This window comes from Candidatus Vicinibacter proximus, from assembly GCA_016713905.1.
GTDB lineage: Bacteria > Bacteroidota > Bacteroidia > Chitinophagales > Saprospiraceae > Vicinibacter > Vicinibacter proximus.
The window spans coordinates 902,285-914,481 of record JADJOE010000003.1; the positions used below are offsets into that span (position 1 = coordinate 902,285).

Annotated in this window: 12 protein-coding genes and 1 tRNA gene; 11 read left to right on the forward strand and 2 right to left on the reverse strand. The window is 35.8% G+C overall.

All coding sequences use genetic code 11. From position 1 onward, the window contains the following. The 11 genes from IPJ83_12110 (at position 1) to IPJ83_12160 (ending at position 9,959) form a co-directional block, all read left to right on the forward strand. Entirely contained in the window at positions 1-591 is a 591-nt protein-coding gene (locus tag IPJ83_12110) for a pseudouridine synthase (protein MBK7881291.1), read from the forward strand. A 96-nt stretch (positions 592-687) separates the two neighbouring features. After that, entirely contained in the window at positions 688-2,244 is a 1,557-nt protein-coding gene (gene lepB / locus IPJ83_12115) for a signal peptidase I (protein MBK7881292.1), read from the forward strand. A gap of 11 nt (positions 2,245-2,255) precedes the next feature. Beyond that, positions 2,256-3,146 carry a hypothetical protein gene (locus IPJ83_12120; protein MBK7881293.1) on the forward strand — a complete coding sequence of 297 codons (891 nt, stop codon included), beginning with the start codon at positions 2,256-2,258 and terminating at the stop codon, positions 3,144-3,146. Between the two features lie 4 nt (positions 3,147-3,150). Further along, positions 3,151-3,942: an ABC transporter substrate-binding protein gene (locus IPJ83_12125; GenBank protein ID MBK7881294.1), complete on the forward strand. Its 792-nt coding sequence runs from the start codon at positions 3,151-3,153 to the stop codon at positions 3,940-3,942. Next, complete coding sequence (locus IPJ83_12130; protein MBK7881295.1) at positions 3,939-5,525, forward strand: S8 family peptidase; 1,587 nt, start codon at positions 3,939-3,941, stop codon at positions 5,523-5,525. Before IPJ83_12125 ends, IPJ83_12130 begins: the two co-directional genes overlap by 4 nt. Before the next feature lie 56 nt (positions 5,526-5,581). Further along, positions 5,582-5,658: transfer RNA gene (locus tag IPJ83_12135), tRNA-Arg, on the forward strand. A gap of 22 nt (positions 5,659-5,680) precedes the next feature. Further along, positions 5,681-5,914, forward strand: a complete 234-nt coding sequence (rpmB, locus tag IPJ83_12140) for a 50S ribosomal protein L28 (protein ID MBK7881296.1) — start codon at positions 5,681-5,683, stop codon at positions 5,912-5,914. Positions 5,915-5,933: 19 nt separating this feature from the next. Beyond that, a complete protein-coding gene (gene rpmG / locus IPJ83_12145) occupies positions 5,934-6,122 on the forward strand; it encodes a 50S ribosomal protein L33 (protein MBK7881297.1) in 189 nt (62 codons plus the stop codon). 2 nt (positions 6,123-6,124) lie between these two features. After that, positions 6,125-6,301, forward strand: a complete 177-nt coding sequence (locus tag IPJ83_12150) for a DUF4295 family protein (GenBank protein ID MBK7881298.1) — start codon at positions 6,125-6,127, stop codon at positions 6,299-6,301. 80 nt (positions 6,302-6,381) lie between these two features. After that, positions 6,382-7,350, forward strand: coding sequence for a signal recognition particle-docking protein FtsY (gene ftsY / locus IPJ83_12155; protein ID MBK7881299.1), 969 nt, complete (start codon positions 6,382-6,384; stop codon positions 7,348-7,350). Positions 7,351-7,475: 125 nt separating this feature from the next. Further along, positions 7,476-9,959: a T9SS type A sorting domain-containing protein gene (locus IPJ83_12160; protein ID MBK7881300.1), complete on the forward strand. Its 2,484-nt coding sequence runs from the start codon at positions 7,476-7,478 to the stop codon at positions 9,957-9,959. Between the two features lie 39 nt (positions 9,960-9,998). Here the strand turns inward: IPJ83_12160 and IPJ83_12165 are convergent, their stop codons facing one another. Both IPJ83_12165 and IPJ83_12170 read right to left on the reverse strand, forming a co-directional pair. Continuing rightward, entirely contained in the window at positions 9,999-10,481 is a 483-nt protein-coding gene (locus IPJ83_12165; GenBank protein MBK7881301.1) for a DUF962 domain-containing protein, read from the reverse strand. A gap of 35 nt (positions 10,482-10,516) precedes the next feature. After that, a complete protein-coding gene (locus IPJ83_12170) occupies positions 10,517-12,196 on the reverse strand; it encodes a glutamine--tRNA ligase/YqeY domain fusion protein (GenBank protein MBK7881302.1) in 1,680 nt (559 codons plus the stop codon). Position 12,197: the final 1 nt, after the last annotated feature.

Consider the following 12,197-nt stretch of genomic DNA (forward strand, 5'->3'; position numbering starts at 1 on the left):
GTGAAAAATCTTTGTTACTTCGCTGCATACAAACCCTATGGGATGATTTCTCAATTTACTCCGGAATGTGAAGGAGACATTACGCTTTCCTCCTTATTTTCATTTCCAAGTGATGTCTATCCTGTAGGAAGGTTAGATAAAGACAGCGAAGGACTGTTGATATTGACAAATGATCCTAAAATCAATTCGACAATATTAAATCCATTAAATAAATGCGTTAAAACATATTGGGTTCAGGTGGATGGTAATGCCGATGATGATTTTATCAAAAAGATTTCACAGGGTGTAAAAATTAAATTGAAAGATAAATTTTATAATACCCTACCCTGTGAGGCAAAAGTAATCCAGGGCGACATAAAAGTTCCTGAAAGAAACCCACCGGTAAGAATCCGGAAACAAATTCCAACAACATGGTTGGAAATTAAGTTAAAGGAAGGCAAAAACAGGCAAATCCGAAAAATGTGTTCATCTCTTGGTCACCCAGTGCTAAGGATTATCCGTATTGCCGTTGGAAATTTAAATCTTGGAAATTTACTACCCGGAGAAACCAAACCATTGTCCAGGCCTGAAATCTTTGCAAAATTGACATAAACAATGCTTACATCTAAAGAAAAACAAGCTTGGTCTAAATACTTAGACTCCCCTTTTTAAAATGAGTATCTTTGCACTTAAATAAATTAAACATTCATGTCTACTCTTATATTCTTGATTATCAGTTATTTACTTTTATGTTTGAGCTTGTATTGGTTATTTCCTAAACTGGGCATTGAAGCGGTAAAAGCATGGATTCCGGGAGTCAATTTTGCCGAATGGTGCGCCGCCATTGGACATAAGAAAACTCATGCACTGTGGCTTTTATTTCCAATCGTCAATATTTTTATTCTGGCAGGAATGAGTGTAGATTTGGTCAGATCATTTGGAAAAATGAAATTTTGGCACTCCGCTGTTGCTGTAATTTACCCACCGGCAATTTTTACCTTGATTGCCAAAGACCCTACTTGTCAATTTATTGAACCTGCCTATTTAAAAGAAAAAGAATATCTTAATGAATTGCATCTTGCACAAAAATCCAAGGACAGCGGAAAGTTTGATAGATTGCAAAGGCAAAGTCCCTATCATAAATCTGCAGCCAGAGAATGGGTAGAATCCATTGTTTTTGCAGTTTTTGCTGCTGCTTTCCTACGGATGTTTATTCTTGAAGCTTATGTTATCCCTACCCCATCTATGGAGGGTTCCTTAAAAGTTGGCGATTTTTTACTGGTTAGCAAAGTGCATTATGGAATCCGAACGCCAATGACCATTGCCATGATTCCTTTACTACATAATACTATTCCGGTGATTGGCTCAGAGTCTTACTTCAAAAAACCAAGTCTTCCATATTACCGGTTACCTAAATTGACTGAGATTAAGCGAAATGACCCGTTTGTTTTCAACTGGCCTGTTGGCGACAGTGTTTATTTGGGCAAAACCAGATCCTGGGCTGCCTTTCAGAAATCTAATAGCCCATATGCAGATGAAGATACAAACGGTGCTGAGTTACGAGTAAGACCTTTGGACAAAAAAGATCATTATATAAAAAGGTGTGTAGGGATGCCCGGTGACAGCATTCAGGTTATTAACCGACAATTGTACATCAATGGTCAACCTGGAGAAAACCCAAGACATATGCAATATCTGTATATTGTCAAATCCACAACTACGAATATTAACCTTAAAAAACTTGGTGAATGGGGCGTAAACATTTATGATACAAATGCAAAATCAGGATTACTTTACCTGGATCAGGAGCAATTGGGTAAAATTAAGGCTATGGGGTCTGACATTGAAATAATGCCCTACCCAACCCAGGATAATTCTGTATTTCCAAATGACAGAAAAGACTGGAATTTTGATAACTATGGTCCTGTCTGGATTCCTAAAAAAGGTGCAACTGTAAATTTGAGTTTAGAAAATCTAAGTCTTTTCGATCGGGTAATTTCAGTTTATGAACACAATATGCTTGAAGTAAAGAATAATCAAATTTACATTAATGGCTCGCAAGCTCAAACTTATACTTTCAAGCAAAATTACTATTGGGCAATGGGCGACAACAGACATAATTCAGAAGATTCAAGAGCCTGGGGGTTCGTTCCTGAAGATCATATTGTTGGTAAGCCATTACTGATCTGGTTCAGCTTAAAAAATGCAAGTTTGAAAGAAGGAATCAATTGGAAGAGGATTTTTCGATCAGCAAGTGCTCAATAAAGTATTTATGTATGAACCACTTTTTATTCTTTAAATCCTGCCTTTGCTGTTTATTGTTTTATCAGATTTCAGAAGCACAGTTACCAACATGCAATTTATATAAAGCGGATATCCATGATTTGAACGCTTCTAAGTGGCATTTCAACAAAATTAGTTTTTTAAGTAGTTTTAATTCCAATGGTTACAATAATCAACCATTTCAGATTGACGAGAATCATTTTCTGGCAACCATTAAAACAAAACAGGAGGAAAGCACTGAAATTTACTCATTCGATTTGATAAAAGGAAATTATACCCGTTTGATTACAAATTCCGGATCAGATTATTCACCTAGAATTAATTCAGGGATGAATAATGAAATCACCTGTATTCATGTACCTAAAGATGACTCTACCCAAAAATTAGTTGCATACGATAAGTATACAGGCGAATTTAAAAGAACAGTCTTGGGAGACCAGGGAAAAATAGGTTATTACAGGAATCTTGGAAAGAATAAGTGGGTTTGTTTTATTCTAGATGATCAGAACATCATGGCAATTTGTGAGGAGAACAGATTATCCAGAAGAGTATTTGCCGCTAATATTGGGCGTACTTTTGAAGCAACTTCTGCAGATGAAATCATCTTTGTTCATAAAATTTTAAATGATAAATGGCTATTGAAATCTTATAGTTTAAGTAAAGAAAAACTGATAACTATAGCAGAAATGCCTAAAAATGTTGAAGACTTTGCAGTATTGGAAAATAACAGAATTATTTGTGCTCATGACTCCAGAATTTTGCAACTTGAACCTGGTTCTCAAAACTGGAAAGAAGTAGCTGATCTCTCTCCACTAGGAATCCGGAACATCAACCGTCTCAACATTTATAAGAATTCACTAATTTTTGTTACTATAATTCCGTAAGTAGTTGCTAAAAACCTATTTAGATCAAACAGGTGAATTTGTCGATTTAATAAATGCCCCTGTAAGAATTGTTTCTTTGGTGCCTTCACAAACTGAATTATTGTCTGCCCTGGGTTTGGATAATGAAGTTGTAGGAATAACGAAATTTTGCGTTCATCCAAAGCAATGGTACATGTCAAAAACAAGAATAGGAGGAACAAAAACACCCAATATTGAAAAAATTCATAGGTTAAAACCGGATTTAATTTTAGCAAATAAAGAAGAAAACAATAGAGAAGATATTTTAAAACTAAGGCAGCATTTTCCAGTATGGGTCAGTGATATACACAATCTTGAGGATGCAATTCAAATGATCCATTCTGTAGGATTGATGACAAATAAAAGTTTGTACGCAGAATCAATTACTAAAAAAATAAAACTTGAGATAGATCGTTTGAAAACTGAAGAAAACCAAGATAAACCACTGCGTGTTTGTTACTTAATTTGGAAAAAGCCATATATGAGCATTGGTTCTGATACTTTTATCCATGATATGATTGCTCAATTAGGGTGGCAAAATGTTTTTGAACATAAATTAAGATACCCAATAACAGACCTTGAGGAAATTATGTCCTTACATCCCGATCGAATTTTATTGTCATCCGAGCCTTATCCCTTTAAAGAAATCGACATTGCTGCATTCAAACCAATTCATGGATTATTGGTAGATGGGGAGTGCTTTTCATGGTATGGAAGCCGATTGACCCATTCTTTTTCGTATTTTCGCAATCTCAAAGCGCTTATTCTTTCTGCATGAAAAAATTACTCCCCATATTATTATTGCTATTAGGTATTAAATTGACCGCCCAGATTATCCCTCACCAATATCTGGTAAAATACACATCCCCCCAAGACTTTTCTATCCATTTAAGATCAAGTTCAAAAGAGACCATTCTTGTTAAAGAACTGGCTGGCAACTACAATGTAGCACTTATAGAATTTCCTGCATCTTATACGAAGGATCAAGAAATCCAACTTTTAAAAAATCATTCTTCTATTTCTGCTTACCAATGTAATCACATACTCTCGCAAAGAACATGCCGCCCAAATGATCCAGAGTTCAGTCAGCAGTGGAATTTTTCAAAAATGGGTTTCGAAGATGTTTGGTGCTACGAGAATGGGGGGATCAGTCCTCTTGGGGATACTTTAGTAATCGGAGTAATTGATAATGGATTTGATTATGGTCTAACCGAATTAAAACCGAATCTGTTTGTTAACCATAAGGAAATTCCAGACAACAAATTGGACGATGATGGAAATGGGTATGTGGATGACTATTATGGCTACAACTCAGTAAGTTTCAATGGTGGGGACAATCACCCGTTGAACAATCATGGAACCAATATTTTAGGTCTTGTGGGCGCTCTAGGAGATAATGGAATAGGAATTACCGGAGCGAATCAGCACATCAAAATGTTACTTTGCTCAGCCTCCAATGATGCTCATCTGGTCGAATGTTATACTTATTTTCATAAAATGAAAGACCAATACCTGAAGAGTAATGGGAAATCAGGAGCATATATAGTTGCCAGCACCATTTCTTTAGGTTACGACAATGCGTTTCCTGATGAATTCCCACTTATATGTCCGTTGTATGATTATCTCGGTGAAGTTGGCATATTGAATGTTTGCGCAACAGTTAACAAGTCTGATCATGACGTTTCTATCAAAGGAGATGTTCCGTCTTTGTGCCCGAGTCTATTTTTAATAACAGTGACCAACACAGACATCAATGACAAAAAAGTGGATGCCGCAGGATTTAGTAAAATACATATAGATATTGGAGCAAGCGGCGAAAACATACCGGTCCTTGAAGCTGGAGGATCTACCGGATATTCGGCAGGATGCTCTTTATCTGCCCCCCAAGTTGGAGGAGGAATTGCTCTTCTTAACCAATATTGTGAAACCTATGCAAATCTTGTGAAAGCTTCACCTAAAGAAGGATTATTGCTGATGAGAGATTTTGTACTAAACTGTGGAGATCTGAATGAGAGCCTTCAAGATATAACCTCTTCGGGCCGTAGATTTAATGTTCAAAAGTCCCTGATTTGTTTGGAGAAGTTTTGCAACAACTTAGTGGAAATTGAATTTATTGAAATACGTCCTAATCCAGCAATAGGAGATGAATTAAATATTGTGTTGGGATTTGAAAGGTTTGCTAAATATAACCTAGAGATTGTCAATCCTTTAGGGCAACGAATCTGGCATCAAGAATTAAATTATCACCCTGGCGTAAACAATCGTCAATCTATAAATATAAGCAACTGTAATACAGGGATTTATTACGTTTTTGTTAAGTCTGAGCACGGAAGTCTTTCCAAAGCATTTATTAAAAAATGATTAGGATAGTTAAATATTTAAAAAAATGCTTTTATCTTTGCACCCTAAATTTCAAAGGCTCCGTAGCTTAACTGAATAGAGCACCTGACTACGGATCAGGAGGTTTCAGGTTTGAATCCTGACGGAGTCACCAGGTGTTATAAAAAGAATGAATTATGTCAAAAGTATGTGATTTAACCGGTACGAGGCCATTATTTGGCAACAAAGTCTCTCACTCCAATAGAAAAACCAAGAGACGTTTTAATCCAAATCTTCAAAAGAAGAGCTTTTACGTGCCGGAGACCAATGAATGGGTTGAGCTTAAAGTGACCGCGAAAGCACTCAGAACTATTGACAAATTAGGTCTTTTCGATTATTTAAAAAAGCTTGACAAAAAAGCTAATTCCTAATCTTTAATTTTAAATTGAGATGGCAAAAAAGAGTAAAGGCAACAGGCAGCAAATCATTCTTGAGTGTACTGAGCACAAAGCAAGTGGAAGTCCTGGCACCTCCCGTTACATTACAGAAAAGAACAGGAAAAATACTCCGGACAGATTGGAGTTAAAAAAATTCAATCCTATTCTCAGAAAATATACTGTTCATAAAGAAATTAAATAGTTATGGCCAAGGTATCCAAAAACGCAAAGGTTGCACAACGTGCAGCTAACGTAGGTTCCGGAAGGGACTTTGTGAAGGTTATAAAATCTATCAAAGACCCTGTTACTGGAAAGTATACGTATAAAGAACTAATAGTACACAAAGACAAGGTAAAAGAATTCTTCGAACAATCTAAGTAATTCATTTTTAGCCTGTTAAAGAAATAATGAGAGGTTCTTGTTAAAGGACATCTCATTTTTTATTTTGAAAATATAGCAACATGGGCTTTTTTGATCGATTTTTTAGTAAAGAAAAAAAGGAAGACCTCGAGCAGGGTTTGGAAAAAACCAAGACTGGTTTTTTTGAAAAGATCACAAAAGCCATTGCGGGGAAATCAAGTATAGATGACGAAATTCTTGATGAGTTAGAACAAGTCCTGATTACTTCAGATATTGGATTAGAAACAACAGTTAAAATCATCGATCGCTTACAAGATCGAGTTGCTAGAGATAAATATTTGAGTACATCTGAACTTAGTGAACTACTGAGAGAAGAAATAAGTCTTCTTCTTGCAGAAAACAAAACAGAAGATCTTGACGACTATTACACTGGAAAAACCCACCCACATGTCATTTTGGTTGTCGGGGTTAATGGTGTAGGAAAAACTACCTCCATTGGTAAACTTGCCCACCAATTTAAACTAAAAAGTAAGAAAGTATTGATTGCTGCCGGAGATACATTCAGGGCTGCTGCTGAGGATCAATTAAAAATTTGGTCAGAACGAGTAGGATGTGATTTCTTCACAAAAGGAATGGGAGCCGACCCATCAGCTGTCGCCTATGAGGCTACTCAATTTGCCGTAAAACATGGACATGACATTGTCATCATTGATACAGCCGGAAGATTGCACACCAAGACAAATTTGATGAACGAATTAGGTAAAATATATCGTTCCATCAATAAATCAATGCCCGGGGCGCCACACGAAGTGCTCCTTGTTCTGGATGCAACAACTGGACAAAATGCAATTGAACAATGTCGCTTTTTCACAGAAACGACACATCTTACAGGTTTAATTCTCACTAAACTAGATGGCACAGCTCGAGGGGGAGTAGTTTTGGGTATTTCGGATCAATTTAAAATCCCGATCAAATATATTGGTGTCGGTGAATCCATAGATAAATTTCAGATCTTTAATCGCAATGCCTTTATTGACTTGTTGTTCAAAAAGTCAGATTCAAGCTTCTAACACAAATTTTTAAGACTTAATTGTCTTAACTTATCTTAATCTAGGTTAACAAATTCATCAATTTAAGTTAATGTTTTAGTGGCTGAGATTTAATGCATAAATTTATCATAAATAGGTACTTGTGTATGAATAAAATGTATTTTTTGTTGGCTGTGCTCTTTTCGGGGATACTGTTATTGGGTTACTCTGATAATCCTCCAAATGGATATACTGGCGCCCCGGGTGATGCTATGTGTACGAGTTGTCATACACCGGGCGGTCATGGCAATCTTAGCGGAAACGTTGAAATTTTAGGTTTACCCTCAAGTATTACACCTGGAAATGCCTATACAATTACCGTAAGAATAAACAACAATACCTCTCCCCCTACCGATGCAGAAAGAGGTGGATTTCAATTGGTAGCATTAGATCAGTCCAATAACAATATTGGAACCTTTTCAAACCCAAGTTCCAGTTCAGTCATTACACCTTCGGGTGGCCGTTCATATTGGGAACACAACCCAGCCAAAAATTTTTCAGGAGGAAATCAGGTGAATTGGACGGTTACCTGGACTGCACCGAATATGGCAGCCGGGCAAGTGGTAACCTTGTATACTGCAGCCATTATTGCGAATATTCCGAACGGCAATTCAAATGATCTTATGGACCTAAGTCAAGTTTCCGGTAACATGCCTGGTCCCCCACCCCTCGGTGCTTCTATTACTCAATTTAAGAATATTAGTTGTAATGGATTTGCGGATGGAAGCATAACTGTTACGCCCACGAATGGAGTCCCTCCTTACTCCTACAACTGGTCAAATGGATTGAATGCAGCGATGGTAAGTGGGTTAACCGCTGGAGCATATTCTGTTACTGTCTCAGACAACATTGGCTCCTCAGTTATCCTGAATAAAACTTTGACGCAACCTACTGCCATAAATTTGAGTTGGGGGGGTAAATTTATTCTCAATTGTGCATCAGATCAAGACGGATTAATAAATTTAACTGTATCGGGAGGAGTAAGCCCGTATACTTATAATTGGTCTAACGGACTAAAAACCAAGAATGTCAATAATCTTAAAAAAGGAGATTATTCTGTAACCATAACAGATAACAGTGGGTGTGATTTGATTAAAAGTTTTACAATTGATGCTCCTGAAAATATAACCATCCAAAATTTATTCAGCAAGTACCCAGCATGCCCAAAAGAAGCGAGTGGTGATGTTGAGTTAATTAGTAGAGGTGGGACAGAACCTTATGTTTATAATTGGAATAGTGGAGAAAAAGACAACCGAATAAGGAACAAAGTACCTGGAACTTATAATTGCACCATTACCGATAAGAATAATTGTGTCAAGGTACATTCTGTAGTAATCACAGTGCTGGACACTTTCAAGCCTATTGTAAACAGGAATCCTCTTCAGAAAATATATTTAAATTCAAAAGGTATTGCAGTAATTAATCCTGGACTGTTTGTGAATAATGTATCGGACAATTGCGACACAGGAATTGTCCTGACTTTATCCAGAGATTCGTTTACTTGCAAGGATTTAACAACTTCTGAAATGTCCATTTCAGTAAAAGATTTAGCTGGGAATACTGCCAGTGGTTTAGTCTCCATTGAAATCCTGGATACTCTAAGACCGGTCATTTCTGGATGGGAAGATAGTATAAGTTACCGTTGTAATTTAAAAGTTCCAATGACCATTGCGGCGGACAATTGCAACATATCAGAATTCAAACAAATTTCCGGACCTCTCACAGATGAAATTTTTCCTATTGGAAAGTCTGTTCTAAGTTTTTTTGCTAAAGACCAAAGTAATAATTTCACTAATTACAGTTACGAGGTGCAAATTAAAAATCCATTGGATATAAAAATTGATACCATTCTTTATGATAAATGCACCGGTCGTTATCCTGAGTTATTCGTACAAACTTCTCATGTTCTACAAGATACTTATAGGTTGTTTGTTCAAGATAGACTAATTGGATTATTCGACAGTTCCTTAAATCATATCATTAAAGAACTAAATGTAAATGATACATTATTGAGAATTGAGGATAATTACAATTGTGGTGATGAAGAGATTTTCAAATTTATTTTTCCAGACACACTAATAAGTTTAAAATCTGTAAACATCACAAATGCATCTGGCTGCCAGGAGTCAGATGGCAAAATAAAGTTGGAATTTAACAATTCGAATCTATTTGGTTATTGGTTTGATGAAAATTTACAAATTAAATTGCCAAATCAGAATCCTGATCAATTTAAGATTGGCAAATATTCTTTTATTGCTTCTGACAAACCTGATGGCGACAGCATGGCATGTATTTTTAAATTTGGACCTTTCGAAGTTAGTTGTAATGTTAGAAATAAAAACACATCAATAAGTGAAATTAATATCTTTCCAAATCCATCTAATGGAACACTCACTATTCATTCAGGTGATGATGAAATTATTAATTTAGTAATCCAAGACCTTCAAGGTCATCATTACTTTATTAATTCGGATGTTAATTCAACAAGAATTAACCTAGATTTCAATACCTATCCGAATGGCTTATATTTATTATCTATACAAACTTACAAAGGAATTGTGCAAAAAAAATGGATACTAAATAAACTTTAAGTCAAATAATTTATGTTTTTGAAACTAACAAAAATACTTTTAATGAATAGAGTTATTATATTTAATGCCCATCTTTTTATAAATAAAATGTAATAACCAAGCTGGTCCTATTAGTAAAAATTGAAGATCCTCAAAAAAAGAAGGACGCTTTCCTTCAATTTTATGTCCTACAAATTGACCTATCCAGGCCAAAACAAAAATCAGAATCATAACTAAAGTTGCATTCCAATTGTTAGAATTGCAAAATTCTATCAGCATCTGGTTACCTTTAATTAAAAAGACAGAGATAATCATAAAGCCTATAAAAAATGGTATGGATAGTCTGTAATAATATACTAATGCTAGCGCGAGGACAAGTACTGCCCAATTCAATGATTTAAAGTTTACAGGAAATGGAATTTGCATTATTAATCCTACCAAACTAAGCATAATTAACGGAACACATATCCAATGAATTAATTTATTTGTCTTATTGGTGTGGCTTTCACCATATTTTGAAAGCAATTCATCAATATTTTGCATAACGGACTTTTATAAATACATTTTGTAAGAAATTTTTATCCTTTATTTTCAGATATTTTTGCCCATGAATCTTTTAATGAAACTATCCTGTTAAAGATTAATTTATCTGTTCGAGTATCACTGTCCAGACAAAAATAACCCTTACGAATAAATTGATAGCGCGTTTCATGGTTTGCGTCCCTCAAATAAGGTTCTACTAATGCATTGGAAACTGTAACAAGAGACTCTTCATTTATCATTGTCTTAAAATCCTCATCACCGGAATTGGGTTCTGGAACATTAAACAATCGGTCATATAACCTTACTTCGGCTTTCAGAGCGGAACTTTGTTCAACCCAATGAATAGTGGTTTTTACTTTAAGTCCAGAGTGGTCATTTCCACTTTTACTTTCCGGAAAATAGGTACAAAGGAGATGATCTATTTCACCATTTATATTTTTAATAACTTCATCACATCGAATAATGAAAGCAGATTTTAATCTTACCATGGATCCAGGAGATAGTCTAAAATACTTAGGTGGAGGCAACTCCATAAAATCTTCCTTCTCTATGAAGAGATTTTTCCCGAATGGCACTTTTCGGGTCCCTGATTCTGGAGATTCAGGGTTATTTTCCATCTCCAATATTTCTAACTGATCAGGATAATTTGTCAATACAATTTTAATGGGATCCAAAATTGCCATTACCCTTTCAGAAACTTTGTTTAAATAATCCCTAATGGTATTCTCAAGTCTAGGCAATTCAATAAGATTTTCGCGCCTTGCGACTCCTACTTCAGTTGCAAATTGTCTGAGTGCGGCTGCGGGATATCCTCTACGACGCATACCACTTATCGTAGGCATTCTTGGGTCATCCCACCCGTTAACAATCCCGTCGTTTACAAGTTGTAAAAGTTTTCTTTTACTCATTACAGTATATTCCAAATTTAGTCGGGCAAATTCAATTTGCCTGGATGGAAAAATCTGTAACTCTTGAATAAACCAGTTGTACAATGGTCTATGATTTTCAAATTCAAGTGTGCATATAGAGTGTGTAATTCCTTCAATAGAGTCACTTTGCCCATGAGCAAAATCATAGGTCGGATAGATACACCAAGTAGTGCCTGTCCGGTGATGAGGGGTGTACAATATCCTGTAAAGTATAGGATCGCGTAAATGCATATTCGGAGAAGACATATCTATTTTAGCACGCAGAACCTTTTCCCCTTCCTTGAATGCTCCATTTCTCATCTCTTCAAACAAGTTTAGATTTTCTTCAATTGTTCTATTTCTAAAGGGACTTACCATTCCTGGAGCAGTAGGAATGCCTCTCATTTTACTGATTTCTTCAGCAGTCGAATCATCTACATAGGCTTTGCCAGATTTTATAAGCTGAATGGCAAATTGGTAGATCTGAGGAAAGTAATCAGATGCGTAATATTCTCTGCCTTCCCAATCAAATCCTAACCATCGTATGTCGTTTTTTATGGATTCAATATATTCAACTTCTTCAGTGACCGGATTGGTATCGTCAAACCTCAAATTGGTCTTACCATTATACTTTTGCGCCAGCCCAAAATTCAAACAAATGGATTTCGCATGACCAATATGTAAATACCCATTAGGTTCCGGAGGAAATCGAGTATGGATTCTTCCACCATGTTTATTGTTCTTAATGTCCTCTTCAATAATCTCTTCAATAAAGTTGAAATGTTCGTTATTTGATGCTTCTGACATG

Excerpts from the sequence above, each read along its gene's own strand:
- lepB (MBK7881292.1), top strand. The coding sequence starts at position 688 with ATGTCTACTCTTATATTCTTGATTATCAGTTATTTACTTTTATGTTTG.
- IPJ83_12120 (MBK7881293.1), top strand. The coding sequence starts at position 2,256 with ATGAACCACTTTTTATTCTTTAAATCCTGCCTTTGCTGTTTATTGTTT.
- IPJ83_12130 (MBK7881295.1), top strand. The coding sequence starts at position 3,939 with ATGAAAAAATTACTCCCCATATTATTATTGCTATTAGGTATTAAATTG.
- rpmB (MBK7881296.1), top strand. The coding sequence starts at position 5,681 with ATGTCAAAAGTATGTGATTTAACCGGTACGAGGCCATTATTTGGCAAC.
- rpmG (MBK7881297.1), top strand. The coding sequence starts at position 5,934 with ATGGCAAAAAAGAGTAAAGGCAACAGGCAGCAAATCATTCTTGAGTGT.
- IPJ83_12150 (MBK7881298.1), top strand. The coding sequence starts at position 6,125 with ATGGCCAAGGTATCCAAAAACGCAAAGGTTGCACAACGTGCAGCTAAC.
- ftsY (MBK7881299.1), top strand. The coding sequence starts at position 6,382 with ATGGGCTTTTTTGATCGATTTTTTAGTAAAGAAAAAAAGGAAGACCTC.
- IPJ83_12160 (MBK7881300.1), top strand. The coding sequence starts at position 7,476 with ATGAATAAAATGTATTTTTTGTTGGCTGTGCTCTTTTCGGGGATACTG.
- IPJ83_12165 (MBK7881301.1), bottom strand. The coding sequence starts at position 10,481 with ATGCAAAATATTGATGAATTGCTTTCAAAATATGGTGAAAGCCACACC.
- IPJ83_12170 (MBK7881302.1), bottom strand. The coding sequence starts at position 12,196 with ATGTCAGAAGCATCAAATAACGAACATTTCAACTTTATTGAAGAGATT.